Consider the following 19,675-nt stretch of genomic DNA (forward strand, 5'->3'; position numbering starts at 1 on the left):
GATTTAAGTCGCTTAATTACATTTAAGCACCTGAGAAATATCATATTTAGATGCTACATTTATTCACATAGTGCAACGCAATTGTACTTTTTAGAATGATAATAATTGTGTATTATTTACGCAAAATAAATACTAATACACTTTTTATTTTTAATAACCATATAGCAAGCCCTAACAATATAAATATAGGAGTTAGCCATGAGCAAATGCCCATATCATCAAACGACAACAGCGGGCTCACCAGTTGCTGATAACCAAAACAGCCTATCTGTTGGTCCTAGAGGTCCTTTACTGTTACAAGATTGGCAACTCATTGAAAAGTTAGCACACCAAAACAGAGAGCGTATTCCTGAACGTACTGTACATGCAAAAGGTTGGGGTGCTTTTGGTACATTTAAACTGACAAAAGACCTTTCTGAATATACACGTGCAAAAATATTTAACGGCGTTGGAAAAGAAACAAAAATGCTTGCACGTTTCTCTACAGTTGCTGGAGAAATGGGTGCTGCAGACGCAGAGCGTGATGTTCGTGGTTTTTCTTTAAAGTTCTATACAGAAGAAGGAAACTGGGATCTTGTAGGAAACAACACACCCGTTTTCTTTGTTCGTGACCCACTAAAGTTTCCAGACTTTATTCATACACAAAAACGTCATCCACGTACAAACCTACGCTCACCAACAGCAATGTGGGACTTCTGGTCACAATCCCCTGAGAGCCTGCACCAAGTTACTATTTTAATGTCAGACCGTGGCTTACCTACCGATGTTCGACACATGAACGGTTATGGCTCACATACTTATTCTTTTTGGAATGAGCAAGGCGAACGTTTCTGGGTAAAATTCCACTTTAAAACACAACAAGGTCATCGCCATTGGACAAATCCTGAAGGCCAACAAAAAGTGGGTGAAAGCCGCGAAACAACACAAGAAGATTTATACTACAGTATTGAAAATGGTGACTTTCCTAAATGGACAGTACAAGTTCAAATTATGCCAGAGCTAGAGGCAGAAAAAACACCATATAATCCATTTGATCTTACCAAAGTATGGCCACATGCAGACTACCCACCTATCGAAATTGGGGTATTAGAGCTTAACCATAATCCAGAAAACTACTTTGCCCAAATCGAGCAAGCAGCATTTTCTCCATCAAATGCCGTTCCAGGAATTGGATTTTCACTAGACAAAGTACTACAAGCACGTGTTTTCAGCTATGCAGATGCTCATCGCTATCGTTTAGGTACACATTACGAAAACATTCCTGTAAACCGACCTATTTGCCCTGTTCATCACTACCATAAAGATGGTCAAATGAATGTTCAGGAGCATTTTCCAAATCCAGATGCATACTATGAACCAAACTCGTTTGGTGGGCCAGTTGAAAACCCAGAAGTTAAAGAACCACCTCTAAAACTTGACTCAAGCATAGTTGATCGCTTTAACCACCGTGAAGATGAAGGTAACAACGATTACGTTCAAGTTACAGCGCTATTTAATATCTTTGATGAAGGCGAAAAGAGTCGTCTATTTAGTAACATTGCCGATGCAATGCAAGGCGTACCTAAAGAAATTATTGAGCGTCAGCTTGTGCACTTTAATCGTATTCACCCTGATTATGAAGCAGGTGTTCGCAAAGCTTTACATGAAAGTGGTCACAGCTCATATCAACAACAAGATGGACACATCGAAGAACAAAATAGTGGACATCCTGAATAACCCATTCGCTATTAAAAAAGCCTATCTTTAAGATAGGCTTTTTTTTAAACAATGAGTTTTTTTCCTTCATGAATACAATAAAAAGGATTCATTAACTTAGATGCATGTTCAATCGCGTGTTCAAGCACCTGCTCTGGCTGATCTCTGCCTTCATCTGTAAGCTGAAAAGTCCTATAATGAATGGCTATCGAACGTTGAGCTTGCAAATCCATATGTGCTTTTAATGCATCGTAAGGATTCATATGCACATATTTCATTAATGGTCTTGGTTCATACGCGCCAATAGGTAAAAGTGCAACACGGGGCGCACCATATTTCGCATGAATTTCTTTAAAGTGTGTTGAATAGCCTGTGTCCCCTGCAAAGTAAACATATTGCTCATCTTTACGAAGACAAAAACTTCCCCACAACGCTCGGTTTTGGTCACGTAGACCACGACCTGAACCATGTTGTGCAGGTGTATATACAATTTCAAAGTCATCTAAATAAGCAGACTGCCACCAATCTAACTCAATCACATGAAGGTGTTTAGGCAAATAATAACCATTACCTAGACCGGTATAGATCGGCATTTGAAATTTATCATGCAACCACTCTAGAGTTGCTATGTCCATATGGTCATAATGGTTATGACTGAGCAGCACCCCATGAATTGGGGGTAAATTCTCTAATGCCACGCCTGCTGGACAAACGCGACGAGGACCTGTTCCCGTCTTCGGGCCTGCATATTCTGACCATACAGGGTCAGTTAGAAAATTATGTGCTCCAATTTTAATCAATGCAGTTGCATGACCAATAAACCATACTTTCCATTGTTTCGGATCTGTATTGGATTGAATAGGCTGCATATTTGCAGATTGTGCTAATACTCTTTCAAACTCACGATCGACATCAATATTCCAAGATTTACCGTTACGCCCCATGAGCCATTTAAATATTTTAAATTTATTTGCCTTTCTGTCTGACGTATGTTCATTATGAAAACGACCATCATGATAATTTGGAGAGTGGTCAAAATGCTGATCAGGCTTTATTAACGTATGAGACCAACAGTTCTTATTAGAAAGCTGATAGTGCAATGGCGTAGATTTAGTCATACCTTCTTCTTTATATTTTTATACGATATTCTCAATAGTCTGAATGTTAAACACAAAGTCATGTTACATTTTTCGTAAACGCATCATATCACTCTCATATTTCGTTTTATATGTACATTTTATATCTGGTACATTTTTGCTACATCTTTAACATAAAAGATCATCATTTATCCCATCTAATTAAGTCTCTAATTTCAAATAAGATACCTGATTTTTTTCATTTCTTTTATATAAAAAACCTACTAAAAAAAATGGTATTTTTCAAAAAATATTTTTTATTTTTCAAAGAATTTCTTATTTTTCTAGTTTAAATTTAAAATGTTTAGACTATACTAAGTATTTAATTTAATAACAAAACACTCAGGTCAATCTCATGGAATTGCGCCACCTTAGATACTTTATAACAGTTGCAGAAGAATTAAACTTTAGTAAAGCTGCTTTACGACTTTATACCGCTCAACCTTCCCTCAGCCAACAAATTAAAGATTTAGAAGAAGAAATTGGGGTACGCTTATTTAATCGTACAAAACGCAAAGTTGAGCTAACTGAAGAAGGGGTTGTTTTTTTAGAACAAGCACGCTTGACCATGGCTCAAGCAGATAAAGCAGTTCAAATGGCTCGGCAGGTTCACTTATCTAAACAGCATATTTTACGTATTGGTTTTATTACGGCAGCAGAAATACGTATTCTCCCAAAAATTCTGCCCCATTTTCGTGTGCAGTACCCAAATTTTAAAATAGAATTACAAATACTAGATGACTTTGAACAGCACAAAGCGCTTAAGAAAGGTGAACTAGATATTATCTTTAGTCGCCAGAAAGTAAATGATGCAAAAATTGAAGATAAAATTATTTTTAAAGATGAACTTGCATTGATCTTACCGAAAAAACACCCTCTTGCAGAACTCGAAAAAATTCCATTAAAAGCGCTTGAAGATTTAAGCTTTATTGCTCCAACAACATCGACGTTCAATATTATGAACCAAGCTGTAAATCACTTTGTTAAGCAACACAATATTCGCTTAAACGTTACAGAGTACTCTACAACGATTGTAGATACACTCTCACTCATTAATGCAAATAAAGGTTGTTCAATTCTACCAAAATATGTAGATCCATTTAGTAGCTTACCCAACCTTGCTATTCGTGCATTAGAAAAAGACTTACCTACACTCGACATTATTATGAGCTATAAAAAAGAAAACACATCAATTGCGCTAAAAAGCTTACTCGATATGATGCAAACCTTTTTTGAACTTTCAAACGATTAAATAAAATAAGGTATTTGATCTCCCAATACACAAATACCTTATACCTTTACTTAAGTATAGGCCAATAGCTTTTCTGTCAGCTCATCAATACTATTTACAACACAAAGTGGATTGTAATTCATTAGAATATCTTCTGAATGCACGCCATAAGTCACACCAATAGATGGCATCTTAATATTTGATGCCATTTCTAAATCATAACTTGTGTCACCTACCATAATTGCTTCATGAACAGGAATTTGTGTATGTTCTAGAATTTCTTGAAGCATTAATGGATTTGGCTTAGATTTTGTTTCACTTGCTGCTCGTGTAATTTCAAACAGATTATTACTCTCTGTTTTAAGTAATACACGATCAAGACCTCGCCTACTTTTCCCAGTAGCTACAGCAAGTATCACACCTTTTCGCTGTAGAGCTGTCAACATCTCTGATACACCTTCAAACCATGAATCGCTCTGAGAAGACAAAACATAGTGTTCAGCATAAGCGTTCAAGATATCTTCGTGCAATTCTGGTACGGTTGGAAACAAACGTTGCATTACCTCAGGTAATCCTAACCCGATAATATCCTTACCCTCATCTGAAGTTAAAGGCTGATGATATTTTCGAGCAGCATAAAGTAAACTATCTACAATCTGGCCAATTGAATTAAATAGCGTACCATCCCAATCAAATACAACGAGTTTCGCTTTTTCCATATTTTTTATTCTTTACTCAGTGAAGTTAATACATCCTGCATATCCTCTGGCAGTGGTGCCTCAATTACAGGATAATTTGGAATATTTAAGCGCATTGCATGCAAGCATAATCTTCTAGCAACAATACCCTGATCAGATACATTATGCCCATACTTATCGTCGCCTAACAAGGGATGCCCAATACTTAAACCATGTACACGAATTTGATGCGTACGGCCAGATAACGGCGATGCATACACCAATGTGGCTGCTTTAAAACGTTGTTTTACTGTCCAAATTGTTTCACTCGCCTTACCATCTTTACTTACTCTGACACGTCTTTCTCCATTAGAAAGCTCATAACGTAATAAAGGTGCATTAATACGTTGTTCATCTAGACTGACCTGACCTTTTACAATGGCAGCATACGTTTTTTGTATTTTATGCTGACGCAATAAATCTTGAAGTACTTTCAAGACACTTCGTTTTTTACTCACCATCACTAACCCAGACGTATCTCGGTCTATACGATGAACCAGTTCTAGGTACTTTTTCCCTGTTGCTGAACGCAAAGCCTCAATTAGACCATATGCAATACCACTCCCACCATGTACCGCAATCCCAGAGGGTTTATTGATAACAATTAAACCTTCATCTTCGTATACAATACGATTAAGCAAACCCTGAGCAACTTGGTCACTCATCGGAATATCTGTCTCTTGCTTTTGTTCGTAGCGGATAGGAGCTACTCGAATCTGATCGCCTAAACTTAGTCGACTCTCCGCTTTTACACGCTTTTTGTTTACACGTACTTGCCCTTCACGAATTAAACGATAAATCCTACTTTTAGGGACACCTTTTAAACGTGAAAAAAGAAAATTATCGATACGCTGATCAATTTGATTTTCATCAACTTCAAACCAAGTGACACTTTGCCATTGCTGATTGGAATTCATACAACTATTTTTAAACCTTTATTTAACAATTTTGCGTAAAATATGACCACTTAGAAAGATTATTTCACAATAAACATCTGCTAAACCCATAGGCAGATGCCCCAAGGTTTGATATAGTCAGCGCTCGGATACCGCCGTAAATGAGGTGCTGAACAAAAAATATCCAACATTCAAATGGATAAATCATACAGTTCAAGCATTTTCATTATAAGCTCGGAGTGGTCCTAAAAGAATATGCCGATGCCAAAGGCGTTATTATATCGGCAAAACAGTAGACTATCGCGTGAAATATTGCTTTTGCATACAAAATAGTCTACCCCAAAAAGATTTGTTGCCAATTTCGATTGGTTTATTAATGTAAACTGAAACACATCGGATAAGTCGCTTCCTGAACGTTATTCAGGCTTAAACATTTGGTGTATTGAAATACTGTAGTAGATAGCCTTAATACGATGAACATTCCGTATTGAACGCCTCACAAGGACGAATACGCTTCACTATAGTCAAAGTGATTTTTACAATACAACAAATGTACTGATAAAGTTTAGGTGTTTTAGTCAAGGATATACGCGCAGTTTGAAAGATTAAAAGAGAATAAAATCCACTTGAATTTAAGTGCCTACCTATATCTGTCTCACAACCAGACATTTTTATTCTCTACATCCTCACTGCACTACATAGACTGGCTTATCGTTATGTTTCAATGATTAGGTATTTACCCATGAAACGTATGTTGATCAATGCAACACATGCCGAAGAAGTCCGTGTTGCACTCACTACAGGTCAGCGTCTATATGACTTTGACCTTGAAAACCGTACCAGAGAGCAAAAAAAATCAAATATATATAAAGGTCATGTCACTCGTGTCGAACCTTCTTTAGAAGCTGTATTTGTAGAGTATGGTGCTCAACGTCAAGGCTTCTTATCTATGCGTGAAATCGCACGTAGCTATTTAAATGCAGATGCCCGTGACAGCTCAAACATTCGAGAGCTCATTACAGAAGGTACAGAACTTTTAGTCCAAGTTGAAAAAGAAGAACGAGGCAATAAAGGTGCTGCACTTTCTACATATATTTCCCTAGCGGGACGCTACTTGGTACTCATGCCAAATAACCCTAAAGGTGGTGGCATTAGCCGTCAAATTTCAGGTGCTGTACGCGAAGAACTCAAAGAGATGCTCTCATCTTTAAATATGCCTCGCGGTATGAGTGTTATTGTTAGAACAGCAGGCATTGGTCGCAGTCAAGAAGAATTACAACTAGATTTACAGCATCTTTTAGACCTGTGGGCTCAAATTCAAAATACTGCAAGTTCTGGTCCGTCTCCAATGTTAGTACATCAAGAAGCAGGTGTTGTTACACGTGCAATTCGCGATTACTTACGTGATGATGTGTCTGAAATTCTCATCGACAATGAACAAGCATTTAATGAAGCATATAATTTCGTTAAAGTTGTTATGCCTCGTCAGTTAGAAAAGTTAAAAACATATACACTTAATGAGCCGCTCTTTGCTCACTTTGGCATAGAAAGCCAAATTCAAACGGCATATGAACGTGAAGTAAAACTTCCATCTGGTGGGTCTATTGTTATTGACCAAACAGAAGCTCTCGTCTCTATCGATATTAACTCGGCTAAATCTACACGTGGACAAGATGTAGAAGATACTGCACTCAATACCAACTTAGAAGCTGCTGAAGAAATTTCACGTCAACTTCGTTTAAGAGATATTGGTGGTTTGGTTGTTATTGACTTCATCGATATGGGTAAAGAACGCAACCAGCGTATGGTAGAGGCAAAACTACGCGATGCAACACAAAGTGATCGTGCACGCATCCAATTTGGTCAACTATCACGTTTTGGCCTTATGGAAATGAGCCGTCAACGCTTACGTCCTTCTTTAGAAGAAGCAACAGGTTATGTTTGCCCACGTTGCCATGGTACAGGTATGGTTCGCGATGTTCGTTCGCTTTCTCTATCAATTATGCGCCGTGTAGAAGAAATTGCTTTACAAGAGCGTCAAGGTGAAGTTCAAATTGAGGTTCCTGTAGAAATTGCAGCATTCCTTCTCAATGAGAAACGCCATAGTCTTGTTTACTTAGAGCAAACTTCGAATGTTCGTATTACTGTATTGCCACACCCACATTTAGAAACACCACATTACGAAATTCAATATAATCCAGAAGGTTTTGCACCAACAAGTTATGAGCGTACAGAAGCGACACGCTCTACAGAAAAAGAGTTAGGTTACGAATCTTCTGACTGGCATTTAGACGAAGTTGAACAGCAACCGATTCAACAGGCTGACACACGTAAAAATAATAATCAAAAACAAAATACACAGAAAAATGTACAAAACAAGGTATCTCAACCAGCCGTACCACCAGTGCAAAGTAATAGCCCATGTGCATGGTTAGAAAACTTATTTGTACAGAAACAAGCGCAAACGACTGATCAATCTCGTACTGCACATAATGCAGCTGCAGCAATTGAAGAAATGGTCAATAATGGTGCAGTAAGCCGTGGACAGTTTGGGAATATTGATAGCCAAAATACTGTAGTTACTGCAGAACCTGCTGTTGTACACACAAACAATAACGCATACATGGCGCGTAATACGTCCAATGTAAAAGCGGAAAAATTGGTTGAGAAAGAAGATAAACCTCAGCGTAATAATAAGAAACAGCAACGCAATCATAAACAAAAAGATCAACGTGAATATCACAATGATCAGAATACGAACCATCAGGTTCATGAAGAAGTGGTACAGCTGTCTCGTCAAGAAATGCGAGATTTAAAACGCCAGCAAAAACGTCAGCAACAACAAGACGCACCTGCTCCTCAAGCTCAAGCCGAGTCTCAGAATCAAGTACATCAGTCAGAGCCTCAGCAAACTGTTCCTCGTCGTGATCGTAATCAACAACGACCAAACAGACCAAACCGTCATCGCGATAATAGTGTGCTTGAGCAACAATCAGAAAAAACGGTTGCAGCGAAAATAGCATCGAATCAAGATATTAAAGTTGACTTGATTGATACACCGCGTTCAGAAGAAATGCCAACAGCTTTGGTCGTAAATGTTGATAAAGAGACAAAAAATATTGTCGCTTTAAATGAAACATCAGAAGTTTCTACGAAGCCAATAAATACTCCAAAGACTGAGCAGACGGCTCCTGTAGTGAAAAATGCTGTTGCACCTAAGTCACAACAACCTGTAGCACAAAAAACTAAGCAAGATGCATCAAAAACAGTTGAAGCTGAACGTGAAGTTAAAGAAGCTACCCCTCAGGTAAGCAAAGACACTACACCGAAACGTGCAACAAATGATCCACGTTCACGTCGCCGTCAGAAAGGTCAAAAAGCAAACTCTTCGGCTCCTTCTATCACAATTAAACCAACGCAAATACCTGCTTTGGCACAACATACAATAGGCAGCTTAATTCGTCAGATGTATGGTGAAGATTGTACAGTGCTCATTGAGCAATTTGGTCTAGTGCAAACATTTAACCGCGCTCTGATGAAGTTTACTGAACAGCATGCAAATACAGTGATTAATGCAGAAACCATTGTAGAAGCAGAAAAATCTCCAGTGACGCGTGATGTTGAATTACCAACACAAGCAATACAAGAGGAAGTTCCTGCGGCTGTTATTCCGTTAACACCACCAAAATCGCAACAAGTTCGTGTTGCAAATGATCCACGTGAACGTAGACGTTTAGCAAAACTTGCTGCTGAACAAGCATTGGAACAGGCTAAAGCAAAACATATTGAAGAGGAAAAAACTGCTCAACAGCAAGAAGTCATTTCCTCTGACTCTAAAGTAGCAGAACAACCTTCTGAAGAAGTTACAAGTAGTCAACCACTAGTGGTAGAAAATCAAGTGTCTACCCCTGAGGTTGCTCAAGTATCAGATACTCAAAAAGTAGATGAAACGCCTGCAACACCTTCAAGAAAGAAAGTGTCAACTAAGTCAGCTACTCAAGAAAGTGATGATAAACAGACACCTTCAAATACTGAAGATGCTACAGAAGTAACCGATGACCTCGAAGCAACACCGAAAAAAGCAACAAAAGTAAAAGCAACTGCTAAAGAAAAAGCTGTACGCCCTCGTCGTCCACGTGGCCGTCCACCAAAGAAAGCAGTTGCTCCAACTGAATCACCAGAAGAATAATTTCTTACATTATTCAAAAATAAAATAGCTGCTTTCGAGCAGCTATTTTATTTTTCAGTCTTATAAAAGAAAAAACACCATGAATGTTTATTACGTTAAAACGTATTTTTAGTCCCCTCAAGCTTAATTTTGTTGATTTTTAGCTCAAAAAATAGGTTTTTGCATTTTTTATAAACAACTAATCGTTTTTTTTCTAAATAAGACTTGTCATCATCGAATAAGTTGCTACAATACGCTCCATCAAGACGATATGGGTCGTTAGCTCAGTTGGTAGAGCAGTGGACTTTTAATCCATTGGTCCCGCGTTCGAGTCGCGGACGACCCACCATTTATCTTGAAACCCTTTATGGGTCGTTAGCTCAGTTGGTAGAGCAGTGGACTTTTAATCCATTGGTCCCGCGTTCGAGTCGCGGACGACCCACCAAGATTCAAAAAAACCTCTTAGATTTCTAAGAGGTTTTTTTTATGCTTGTTTCTTTAACTCATATTCTTGTATCGGAAAAGGATAACCTTGGCGGTACTCTTGTAAATTAATAAGTCTCGTTCTTTTTAAATCCATCATCAAACTATTATTTGGCAAAACTTTATAATAAAAATGCATACCTGTTGCATAAGATGTCACAACATACATTTGATTATTAATATATATTTGACTCCAATGATCATACCGACGATCGTTATCTACATTTTTTCTCGTATCTAACTGAATCATTCCTAAACTTTTAATAAGACGGTAAACGGAACCATCAGAAGCTAAATTTAAAATAAAATCTACAGAACCCTCTTCTTTTTCACCACACCTAGCAACAGGATCATGGCAAGGAATCGTCACGATATATCGACCTACTAATTTTTTTTCACTTTGTGTCAGAACACGTGAGTAACCATTTTTTTCATGATCTTTAGGAACCACACTCTGCCCTGCAACATGCCACAAATTTCTTTCGTCCATGTTCTGCTCAGGCGTATCATTTGAAGCAGACTGTTGTGTACTCTCTTCTACTTTACGGTCACATCCTGTGAATGTTGTTATATATACAGCCAATAGAATTACTGTAGATAATGGTTTTTTCTTATTTAGGTACATAAATTTACTTCTAGATATTACACCACACAAAACCGCGCTACGCTTTGAAGATAATATAAAATATCTTTTATTTTAAAATGCTGTTTCATATGCATGTTTGGTTTTTCATTCTAATAAATATTCGGCGATATAAGCAGAGTATTTACATAAATTAACGCTTTAGCATTCATTTATTTGTTTAATTTATAATATCTACCCTTATTTATATAAGAACAGGTGTTCTACACACTTATACCCCATAGGAGGTTATATCATGGCATCTTCAGGCTTATATCGTTCCAACAAACAATACATTGTTGCAGGTGTAATGGGTGGAATCGCAGAGCGCTTCGGTTGGAATGCAAACCTACTTCGCGTTATCTTTGTTTTAGTTTCTGTAATAAGTGCAGCCTTTCCTGGCATACTTGTTTACCTAATCCTATGGTTACTCATTCCTAAACAAAAAATAGCTATAGACCATCAGTCGAACCATCTTCGCAATGTCTATGAAGAAGGAAAACATTAATTTCCTTCTTTATTTAGCAAGAGGGTGAATGATGATTAGACTTTCCACCACCCCACAAAATCCTTATACTTAGAGGTAATTTTCTTATAATATATTGGATGCTACATGAGTCGCGCCATTTCTCATATTGATACATTTCAAGGTTTAATTCTTGCCCTTCAAACTTACTGGGCTGAGCAAGGCTGTGTTGTACTACAGCCCTACGACATGGAAATGGGTGCAGGAACATTTCATACTGCAACATTCTTACGTGCTTTAGGCCCAGAAACTTGGAATGCTGCTTATGTGCAGCCTTCTCGTCGTCCAAAAGATGGGCGCTATGGTGAAAATCCAAACCGCTTACAGCACTATTATCAATTTCAGGTTGCACTTAAACCTAATCCAGACAATATCCAACAACTTTATTTAGACTCTTTAAAAGCCATTGGAATTGACCCACTTGTACATGACATTCGTTTTGTCGAAGATAACTGGGAATCTCCAACGCTTGGCGCTTGGGGACTTGGTTGGGAAGTTTGGCTCAACGGAATGGAAGTTACGCAGTTCACCTACTTCCAACAAGTCGGTGGGATCGAATGCTACCCAGTCACTGGTGAAATCACTTATGGCCTTGAACGTTTGGCCATGTACTTACAAGGTGTCGATTCCGTATATGACCTTGTTTGGACAAAAGGACAATTCGGTACAGTGACATACGGTGATGTATTCCATCAAAATGAAGTAGAACAATCGACTTATAATTTTGAATATGCACCTGTTGAAAAATTATTTGAGCTCTTTGATTTCTACGAAGCAGAAGCAACACGCTTAACAGAAGTTAATTTACCTCTGCCAGCTTACGAACAAGTCATTAAAGCCTCACATTCATTCAACCTACTTGATGCTCGTGGTGCAATCTCTGTAACCGAGCGCCAACGCTATATCTTACGTGTACGTACGCTTTCTCGTGCTATTGCACAAAGTTATGTAGAAGCACGTGCAAAGCTTGGCTTTCCTATGGCAGAACCACATTTAAGAGATGAGGTATTGGCAGAGTTAAAATTACAAGCTGACAATGAAGCAGCAAAAGCGGAGAAAAAATAATGAATCAACATACGGTATTATTTGAACTCGGCTGTGAAGAACTCCCGCCAAAAAGCCTAAAAAAATTACGCGATGCGTTAAAAGAGAATACTGCAAAAGGCTTAAACGATGCTGGTCTAAAATTCTCTAAAATTGAAGCCTATGCTGCACCTCGTCGCCTTGCATTAAAAATTATAGATGTCGATAGTGCACAGGCAGATACAAAAAAACGATTTGATGGGCCAGCCGTGCCTGCTGCATATGACGCGGAAGGTCATCCAACAAAAGCCTTGGAAGGCTTTATGCGTGGTCAAGGTATTACCCTAGATCAAGTAGAGAAATTTCAAGCAGGCAAAGTTGAAAAAGTTTGCTATTACAAAGAGATCAAAGGGCAAGATTTAGATGCTCTACTCCCTGCTATTTTACAACATGCTTTAGATCAACTCCCTATAGCAAAACGCATGCGTTCTGCTGCAAGCCGTACAGAGTTTGTACGTCCTGTTAAATGGGTTGTTTTACTCAAAGATGATCAAGTCATTCAGGCAACCATTCAAGACCATGCAACAGATGCAATTACTTATGGTCATCGTTTCCATAATCCTGAGGCCATTACGTTAGCCCATGCCAATGACTACCTCGAAGCACTTGAAAAAGCATATGTTGTTGCCGACTTTGAAAAACGTCAAACAACTATTCAAGCGCAAGTGAAAACGTTGGCGGACGAAGTAAATGCCGTTGCAATTGTGCCAAATGATTTACTAGATGAAGTGACCGCGCTTGTAGAATGGCCTGTAGCATTACGAGCGACTTTTGAAGAGCGTTATCTTGCTGTACCACAAGAGGCACTCATTACAACCATGCAGGACAATCAAAAATATTTCTGCTTAGTAAACAGTGATCATCAATTACAACCTTACTTTATTACTGTATCCAACATTAAATCGAAAGACCCAAGTCAGATTATTGAAGGTAATGAAAAAGTTGTTCGCCCACGCTTAAGTGATGCAGAATTCTTCTTCTTACAAGATCAAAAACAGCCTTTAGCAAGCCGTTCAGAAAAGCTTGCAAAAATGGTATTCCAAGCACAATTGGGTACACTTTGGGATAAATCTGAACGTATTGCACAGCTTGCAAAGCAAATTTCTCAAATTACAGGTGCAAACATAGCAGATGCAGAAAAAGCAGCTCACCTTGCTAAGTGTGATCTGACTTCCGAACTCGTGGGTGAATTTCCTGAATTACAAGGGATTGCCGGAACCTATTACGCACGCATTGAAGGTGAAAATGATGAAGTTGCCGAAGCATTAGGTGAGCAGTATTTACCAAAATTTGCAGGTGATGCATTACCTAAAACAAAGACAGGTACAACACTTGCACTTGCAGATCGTTTAGATACGCTTGTCGGCATCTTTGGCATTGGACAAGCACCAACGGGCTCAAAAGATCCGTTTGCGCTTAGACGTTCTGCTATTGGTATACTACGTTTAATTATTGAAAACCAGTTAAACGTTACTATTGAAACTCTAGTTAACTTTGCATTAAATGCATATGGCAATGTAATTGAAGATCACGAGAAAACACGTAGCGATGCTGTGACTTTCTTAGAAGGACGCTACCGTGCAAAATATGAAGACCAAGGTGTGGCTGTAGATGTACTTCAAGCAGTACAAGCACTTTCACCAAACTCTCCTCTTGACTTTGATCGCCGTGTAAATGCAGTCAATCACTTCCGCACACTTCCAGAAGCAAGTGCTCTTGCTGCTGCAAATAAACGTGTTGCAAATATTCTTGCAAAAGAGAATGTAGCAGATGCCCCAATTGTTGAAGATAAGCTCATTGAAGATGCTGAAAAGGCACTGTATAGCGCTATTCAGCAGATTGAACCAATTGTTCAACCTCTTCTTCAAGAACAAAACTACACAGAGGCATTAACACATCTTGCAACGTTACGCACACCTGTAGATGCTTTCTTTGATCATGTGATGGTCATGGCAGATGACGAAACGTTAAAAGCCAATCGTCTACGTCTACTCACTCGCCTACGCCAGTTATTTACTGCAATTGCAGATATCTCGGTATTACAAGGTTAATCAAGACATAAAAAAAAGCGCTCTCATGAGCGCTTTTTTTATTCTTCAGTATTACACTAAAATCAGTTTTTCATTTTCACTTACTGGAGCTTCTACAAAGCTACATAATCCATGATCATCGGTATTTAGATTCAGATTCTTGTAACTAATAACATAGTAATCTAAATATTTCTTCAATACTAAAGGATTCATGTCACTTGTAAGTGCATCATCTTCTTTAAAAATTTTCATGACACGGCGATCATTCATTGCTATTAAATAGCGCTCACTATTTAACTCAACTCTCACCAAACAACTCGATTTTGCCATAAGTGGCAGTAAGTATTTATTATTTAGATCAATTGCATCTTGTGAATAGCTCTCTACTTTATTACTAATCACGTTAAATACTAAAAAATTACCGAAATTATCCTGTAATTGCTGACGACTTTCTTGTGGTAAATTAACTTTAATTCCGAGTTTTTGTAAATCTTGCTCTGTCACTTGACGACGACTTAACATGACTCGCGTAATTAACTGCTTGAGCGTCGGATCTAAATATTGTGCATCAAGTTGTAGATCATTATTCTTTAAAATTCGCCCCAGTGCTTTACTATGGCGTGACATCAAATTCCCGATCACATTACGATAATAAAACTTACTTTTTTTCTTTACTTGACGCATTTGTTCATAGAAATAAGGCTGATCTAAATCATGTCGAATAAAGTCGTTTAACAAACTCGAACTGGCCAGAACGGACAAAGCCTCATGTCCTGTAAATGGAAGATTAAGCGTCATGACATTAGGCAAAACCTGTTTTATTTTTAAGTAATGCTCTCTGTCATTTTCATAGTAAGGGTCGTAAACAATCACATAATCTATGTCTTCAGAAACATCTTGTGCTTCAATTCTCATATCACGATGTAGACTAACATCAAAAAATTCTGCGTAGCGACGATCCTCAACTTCCTGCGGATCAATGGTAAATTGTGGAACAAATGCAATTGCACGAGACATATTCAATAACTTCGAATATTTTAAAACAGCATAACCACCCATCGATCCACCATAGCCAATAATTTTTTTAAATTGAGCTATATAAGGTGTAACCGCTTCCATCATATTTTTCATGCTTTGTGCAGGAAACCATGACTTTTCTTTAGGCATAATTCCGATGACATTGTAGTCATATTTCATTAAAGATTTTTCGGCATTAATACTTAAGCCTTTTGCACGTGTGATTAAATCACCAAACGAAAAAATCAACTCTTCTGAGTTGCCTTTCAGAAAAATGACTCTGATTTGTTCGTCTTCAAAAATTATTTGCTTATCCATTACACACCGAAAAATTTAAAATAAATGGCAACTTTTATAAAGTGCCACAATAGAAATATATAAGGGCAAAACTATGTTTTAGCGTGCCAAATCAAATGAGTGATATAAATATACCATTTTTGAAAGGACTTATGTAAAAGCCCTCTCAAATACAAACAACCCAATACCTATTTTTATGAAAAATTGAGATGAATCAATAAATTAATAAAACAGAATATGTCACCTTTAATTTAATTCATAAAAAATATAATGGAATTCAATAACTTCATGAAAATGTCACATCAATTTGTAAAAGTATCGATACAAAATTAACCATCTGTCCATTTCGGAATCTAGGGCATGCAGTATATAAGAACTTCAGAAGGATTTGCGGCATTACAAAACCGTGACCGCGCTCTATCTTCAAAACAACGCCAATTACTACTCATGATTGGTACCAGTGACTTCGAAAAACTGTCTTCCGCAGTAAAAGAAAAACTGTGTACTTCTGAGGTACTCGGGGGCTTACTTTCTTTAGGTTTTATTCAACGAAAAGAAACCACTATTAAAAGTAATGTTGAACAAACGTCAATATTGCCTCATCCAACACCTCAGCAAGAAACCACTGCTACATCTAAACCGCCAGAAGTTGTTCAGCCAATCTCATCTCTACCTATAGCACCCGATTTAGAACAATATGATATTGAATTTACTTTCGAGAATATGAAAATACTCATGGTAGATGCACTTCAAAAACACTGTGGTCTTATGGGTAAAGCACATATTCGGTATATTAACGGCTGTACAACCATTTTAGAACTTAAGCGCTCACATATGACCGTGGTGACTTTACTACAAGAAAGTCGCATGCCTCAGCCTGAAATACGCCGTTTAACTAAAATATTACAACGTTTTTATGAGTTGAGTATCGAAACTGTATAAATGAAAAAGCAATGAGCGTACTCATTGCTTTTTTACTTTTAAAACTCTTCGTAAGTGGCTGGGTCTTGTGCCTGTAAACGCCCATTTGGCTGAGTGAGTGCATTAATTGCGGATACGTGTTCATCTGTTAAGAAGAAATCAAAAATAGATCTATTTTCAATCTGATTTTTTTCACTTGTCGCTTTAGGAATGGTAATAACACCCAGTTGGAACTGCCATCTCAAAATAACCTGTGGTACGGTTTTACCAACTTCTTCGGCAATTTTTTGCAAAACTGGTTCATGTAGAACCTCACTTGCACGACCTAATGGGCTCCATGCCATCGTTACAATACCATTTCTTTGGTTATATTCTCTTTGCTCTTGTTGATTAAATAATGGGTGCAACTCTATTTGATTCACAACAGGAACAATACCCGTTTCTTGTTTTAATAAATCGATATGATCTGGTAAAAAATTACTTACTCCAATCGATTTAATCTGTCCCTTTTTCTGAGCATCAATTAAAGCTTGCCACGCTTCGACAAATAGTTCTTGTTTAGGATTTGGCCAATGAATGAGATATAAATCGTAATAATTCAACTGAGCACGGAAAAGCGATTCTTCTATTGTTTTAACAGCTTCTTCGTATCGATGATGACGGCCAGGAAGTTTAGATGTTATAAAAAACTCTTCTCGCTCAATACCCGACTGCTGTAATACCTGACCTACAGCCCCCTCATTTTCGTAGTTAAATGCAGTATCTAACATACGATAGCCTTGTTGCACCGCTCCTAGCATTGTACTTACGCCTTCACTCCCGTTTAGCGTATATGTTCCAAAACCAATTGCGGGTACACTATATCCATCATGCAATGTATGAACAGGAATACTTGGTTGTAACGCCATACTCACCTCCATATTATATTTATTTCGACATATAGACTTTGTTATAAAATACCTATTTTAAAAATACTATGTTGTATACAAAATGATACTTCAATAGCTATAAACTCAAGCGTCTTTTCAGATGCTATGACTATACTTAAAAATTTAACTCATTCTTTAAATATATCATGACTCAAAACATTCACCCTACAGCACAGGATGCTTTCGATAAAAATGCACAATCTTACCAACAAGCAAGACCAGATTATCCACCTGAAATAATTCCTTGGCTTATCCAAAACTTTGAAATTGATAATTTAACAACAGCTATAGATTTAGGCGCAGGTACAGGAAAATTTACGCGTGTACTCACGCATACAGATGCACATATTCTTGCTATTGAACCAGTTGATGATATGGCTAAGCAATTTATGCATATACATCCAAATATTGAACTCATCCGCGCATTCAGTCATGCTATGCCATTGAAATCTCAAAGTGTCGATCTTGTTATGAGTGCACAGGCATTTCACTGGTTTGCTCATATAAATACGTTACAGGAAATTCATCGAATTTTAAAGCCAAATGGACATTTGGGACTCATATGGAACTACAGAGACAACTCACATGCATGGGTTCAAGAAATATCTAACTTTATAGCTACTTTTGAAGGAAATACACCAAGGTTTCATCATTTTAACTGGAAAGAAGTTTTTAACCATCAAAACTTATTCAAAGCCGTCTATGAAAAAAGGTTTAGCTACATTCATCGTGGTACGGTAGAAAAAGTTGTATGCCAGCGTTTACTCTCTACTAGCTTTATTTCAACTCTAACAAACACAGAGAAAAAAGAGATTCAGGATCATTTAGAAAGAATTATTTATCAATTTTTAAAGAAATCTCCCAAAGATCAAATAGATTTTCCATATCATACTTATGTGTATACTTTTATCCGCTTAGATTCGCCAACCAATATGAGTACCTAATATGCCGAGAAGCTTAAACTCTCCCTTTACAATGACCTTATGTCTTTTCGTCTTTTTGTTTTCAGGTTGTAAAGAAAAATTAGATGCTGTACATCAGCATCAAGACATTCACACACATAATACTGAGCACGCTTCATCGACCTCCCGTAATATTCCAGCAACTTCACAAGATCAAACAGATATTCAGGAACTCGATCAATTTAATGCTGATTTCAATACAACCACACAAGAAATTTACCAAGAACTGCAACAATTAAAACGCCAAAATATGCTTCGAACTGATTATTTAACGCAACGTAAATATGATCAGGCACGTGCTGCAGTAAATATGCTAGATGATTTAGAACTCAATACTGCTCAAGGCAAGCAGATTAAAGATTTACTTACTAAATATTGGGAACAACAAGCATTATTTCTGAAAAGTAAAACACAAGTCATGCCAATATCTCCTCAGCCAGCAGACATCAATGACTTAATTGAAGCAGAAAAACAGCTAATGAAATGGAAAACATCTTAAGAAATACGTACACGACAATGCCAAGTTTCGACAGGTGGTGACGATTGATCCCAAGGACGTATATAGACTAATCGAATCTCTTCTTCACCAGCTTTCACGGCATCGAACTGATAAATTTTTTCCGCAGGTTTTCCTACAACTGGATTACTTTCATCTTGTTTAGGTTTTTGTTCTTCTTGATCAACACTAAAAAGATTTAAGGGTGATACGATTTGCCACTGATAGCCTGTGCTTAAATTTTCAGGTGCATGAAACATCAGACTTTGTCCGACTTTCATATCTAACAATGCAGGACATTTTTGCTTAAGGGTAAAAACATGTGTTTTTCCATCAATCGTTGGGCTACTGCTGTAACAGCCCACCAAAGCAAGTGCCGTACAGAGCGTGCCCATGCAAAGTGCATACTTCATTTCTGCTCACTCATTATAATTGTTCATGTTGCT

Annotated in this window: 16 protein-coding genes and 2 tRNA genes; 11 read left to right on the forward strand and 7 right to left on the reverse strand. The window is 37.6% G+C overall.

Features of this window, described 5'->3' with window-relative positions:
* Positions 1-198: 198 nt before the first annotated feature.
* A complete protein-coding gene (locus tag OZX61_RS10395; RefSeq protein WP_195770955.1) occupies positions 199-1,716 on the forward strand; it encodes a catalase in 1,518 nt (505 codons plus the stop codon).
* A 44-nt stretch (positions 1,717-1,760) separates the two neighbouring features.
* Here OZX61_RS10395 and OZX61_RS10400 read toward each other — a convergent pair whose 3' ends face one another.
* On the reverse strand, positions 1,761-2,813 hold the full coding sequence (locus OZX61_RS10400) for an MBL fold metallo-hydrolase (protein WP_277094733.1): 1,053 nt from the start codon (positions 2,811-2,813) through the stop codon (positions 1,761-1,763).
* Positions 2,814-3,186: 373 nt separating this feature from the next.
* On the opposite strand from OZX61_RS10400, the gene OZX61_RS10405 reads away from it, so the two are divergent.
* Complete coding sequence (locus OZX61_RS10405) at positions 3,187-4,083, forward strand: LysR substrate-binding domain-containing protein (RefSeq protein ID WP_277094734.1); 897 nt, start codon at positions 3,187-3,189, stop codon at positions 4,081-4,083.
* 50 nt (positions 4,084-4,133) lie between these two features.
* On the opposite strand, the gene OZX61_RS10410 is transcribed toward OZX61_RS10405, so the two are convergent.
* Both OZX61_RS10410 and OZX61_RS10415 read right to left on the reverse strand, forming a co-directional pair.
* Positions 4,134-4,781, reverse strand: a complete 648-nt coding sequence (locus OZX61_RS10410) for an HAD-IA family hydrolase (protein ID WP_277094735.1) — start codon at positions 4,779-4,781, stop codon at positions 4,134-4,136.
* A gap of 5 nt (positions 4,782-4,786) precedes the next feature.
* The gene (locus OZX61_RS10415) at positions 4,787-5,716 is read right to left on the reverse strand and encodes an RluA family pseudouridine synthase (RefSeq protein ID WP_195770951.1); all 930 of its coding nucleotides are present in this window, start codon (positions 5,714-5,716) and stop codon (positions 4,787-4,789) included.
* 721 nt (positions 5,717-6,437) lie between these two features.
* On the opposite strand from OZX61_RS10415, the gene OZX61_RS10420 reads away from it, so the two are divergent.
* The 3 genes from OZX61_RS10420 (at position 6,438) to OZX61_RS10430 (ending at position 10,308) form a co-directional block, all read left to right on the forward strand.
* Positions 6,438-9,884 (forward strand): Rne/Rng family ribonuclease, encoded by a 3,447-nt coding sequence (locus OZX61_RS10420; RefSeq protein WP_277094736.1) that lies wholly within the window; start codon positions 6,438-6,440, stop codon positions 9,882-9,884.
* A gap of 252 nt (positions 9,885-10,136) precedes the next feature.
* Positions 10,137-10,212 (forward strand) — tRNA-Lys (locus OZX61_RS10425).
* A gap of 20 nt (positions 10,213-10,232) precedes the next feature.
* A tRNA-Lys gene (locus OZX61_RS10430) sits at positions 10,233-10,308 on the forward strand.
* 39 nt (positions 10,309-10,347) lie between these two features.
* Here OZX61_RS10430 and OZX61_RS10435 read toward each other — a convergent pair.
* Entirely contained in the window at positions 10,348-10,971 is a 624-nt protein-coding gene (locus tag OZX61_RS10435) for a hypothetical protein (protein ID WP_277094737.1), read from the reverse strand.
* A 253-nt stretch (positions 10,972-11,224) separates the two neighbouring features.
* Between OZX61_RS10435 and OZX61_RS10440 the strand changes: the two genes are divergently transcribed.
* The 3 genes from OZX61_RS10440 (at position 11,225) to glyS (ending at position 14,628) form a co-directional block, all read left to right on the forward strand.
* Complete coding sequence (locus tag OZX61_RS10440) at positions 11,225-11,476, forward strand: PspC domain-containing protein (protein ID WP_195770948.1); 252 nt, start codon at positions 11,225-11,227, stop codon at positions 11,474-11,476.
* Between the two features lie 105 nt (positions 11,477-11,581).
* The gene (gene glyQ / locus OZX61_RS10445) at positions 11,582-12,559 is read left to right on the forward strand and encodes a glycine--tRNA ligase subunit alpha (RefSeq protein ID WP_277094738.1); all 978 of its coding nucleotides are present in this window, start codon (positions 11,582-11,584) and stop codon (positions 12,557-12,559) included.
* Positions 12,559-14,628, forward strand: a complete 2,070-nt coding sequence (gene glyS, locus OZX61_RS10450) for a glycine--tRNA ligase subunit beta (protein ID WP_277094739.1) — start codon at positions 12,559-12,561, stop codon at positions 14,626-14,628. The genes glyQ and glyS overlap by 1 nt, the downstream gene beginning before the upstream one ends.
* Positions 14,629-14,679: 51 nt before the next feature.
* On the opposite strand, the gene OZX61_RS10455 is transcribed toward glyS, so the two are convergent.
* Entirely contained in the window at positions 14,680-15,942 is a 1,263-nt protein-coding gene (locus tag OZX61_RS10455) for a hypothetical protein (protein WP_277094740.1), read from the reverse strand.
* Positions 15,943-16,281: 339 nt separating this feature from the next.
* Between OZX61_RS10455 and OZX61_RS10460 the strand changes: the two genes are divergently transcribed.
* Positions 16,282-16,863, forward strand: a complete 582-nt coding sequence (locus tag OZX61_RS10460; RefSeq protein WP_195770944.1) for a hypothetical protein — start codon at positions 16,282-16,284, stop codon at positions 16,861-16,863.
* Between the two features lie 38 nt (positions 16,864-16,901).
* Here OZX61_RS10460 and OZX61_RS10465 read toward each other — a convergent pair whose 3' ends face one another.
* Positions 16,902-17,750, reverse strand: a complete 849-nt coding sequence (locus OZX61_RS10465) for an aldo/keto reductase (RefSeq protein WP_277094741.1) — start codon at positions 17,748-17,750, stop codon at positions 16,902-16,904.
* A 167-nt stretch (positions 17,751-17,917) separates the two neighbouring features.
* On the opposite strand from OZX61_RS10465, the gene OZX61_RS10470 reads away from it, so the two are divergent.
* Both OZX61_RS10470 and OZX61_RS10475 read left to right on the forward strand, forming a co-directional pair.
* Positions 17,918-18,715, forward strand: coding sequence for a class I SAM-dependent methyltransferase (locus tag OZX61_RS10470; protein WP_277094742.1), 798 nt, complete (start codon positions 17,918-17,920; stop codon positions 18,713-18,715).
* A 1-nt stretch (position 18,716) separates the two neighbouring features.
* On the forward strand, positions 18,717-19,232 hold the full coding sequence (locus OZX61_RS10475; protein ID WP_277094743.1) for a hypothetical protein: 516 nt from the start codon (positions 18,717-18,719) through the stop codon (positions 19,230-19,232).
* On the opposite strand, the gene OZX61_RS10480 is transcribed toward OZX61_RS10475, so the two are convergent.
* Positions 19,229-19,642, reverse strand: coding sequence for a protease inhibitor I42 family protein (locus tag OZX61_RS10480; protein WP_277094744.1), 414 nt, complete (start codon positions 19,640-19,642; stop codon positions 19,229-19,231). The two genes, OZX61_RS10475 and OZX61_RS10480, sit on opposite strands and share 4 nt — an antisense overlap.
* Between the last annotated feature and the right edge of the window lie 33 nt (positions 19,643-19,675).

The sequence above is a fragment of the Acinetobacter sp. ESL0695 genome (assembly GCF_029392135.1).
GTDB lineage: Bacteria > Pseudomonadota > Gammaproteobacteria > Pseudomonadales > Moraxellaceae > Acinetobacter > Acinetobacter pollinis.

Coding starts and splice junctions, on each gene's coding strand:
- OZX61_RS10460 (WP_195770944.1), top strand. CDS start 16,282: ATGCAGTATATAAGAACTTCAGAAGGATTTGCGGCATTACAAAACCGT.
- OZX61_RS10410 (WP_277094735.1), bottom strand. CDS start 4,781: ATGGAAAAAGCGAAACTCGTTGTATTTGATTGGGATGGTACGCTATTT.
- OZX61_RS10470 (WP_277094742.1), top strand. CDS start 17,918: ATGACTCAAAACATTCACCCTACAGCACAGGATGCTTTCGATAAAAAT.
- OZX61_RS10475 (WP_277094743.1), top strand. CDS start 18,717: ATGCCGAGAAGCTTAAACTCTCCCTTTACAATGACCTTATGTCTTTTC.
- glyS (WP_277094739.1), top strand. CDS start 12,559: ATGAATCAACATACGGTATTATTTGAACTCGGCTGTGAAGAACTCCCG.
- OZX61_RS10465 (WP_277094741.1), bottom strand. CDS start 17,750: ATGGCGTTACAACCAAGTATTCCTGTTCATACATTGCATGATGGATAT.
- OZX61_RS10400 (WP_277094733.1), bottom strand. CDS start 2,813: ATGACTAAATCTACGCCATTGCACTATCAGCTTTCTAATAAGAACTGT.
- OZX61_RS10415 (WP_195770951.1), bottom strand. CDS start 5,716: ATGAATTCCAATCAGCAATGGCAAAGTGTCACTTGGTTTGAAGTTGAT.
- OZX61_RS10395 (WP_195770955.1), top strand. CDS start 199: ATGAGCAAATGCCCATATCATCAAACGACAACAGCGGGCTCACCAGTT.
- OZX61_RS10440 (WP_195770948.1), top strand. CDS start 11,225: ATGGCATCTTCAGGCTTATATCGTTCCAACAAACAATACATTGTTGCA.
- OZX61_RS10420 (WP_277094736.1), top strand. CDS start 6,438: ATGAAACGTATGTTGATCAATGCAACACATGCCGAAGAAGTCCGTGTT.
- OZX61_RS10455 (WP_277094740.1), bottom strand. CDS start 15,942: ATGGATAAGCAAATAATTTTTGAAGACGAACAAATCAGAGTCATTTTT.
- OZX61_RS10480 (WP_277094744.1), bottom strand. CDS start 19,642: ATGAAGTATGCACTTTGCATGGGCACGCTCTGTACGGCACTTGCTTTG.
- OZX61_RS10405 (WP_277094734.1), top strand. CDS start 3,187: ATGGAATTGCGCCACCTTAGATACTTTATAACAGTTGCAGAAGAATTA.
- glyQ (WP_277094738.1), top strand. CDS start 11,582: ATGAGTCGCGCCATTTCTCATATTGATACATTTCAAGGTTTAATTCTT.
- OZX61_RS10435 (WP_277094737.1), bottom strand. CDS start 10,971: ATGTACCTAAATAAGAAAAAACCATTATCTACAGTAATTCTATTGGCT.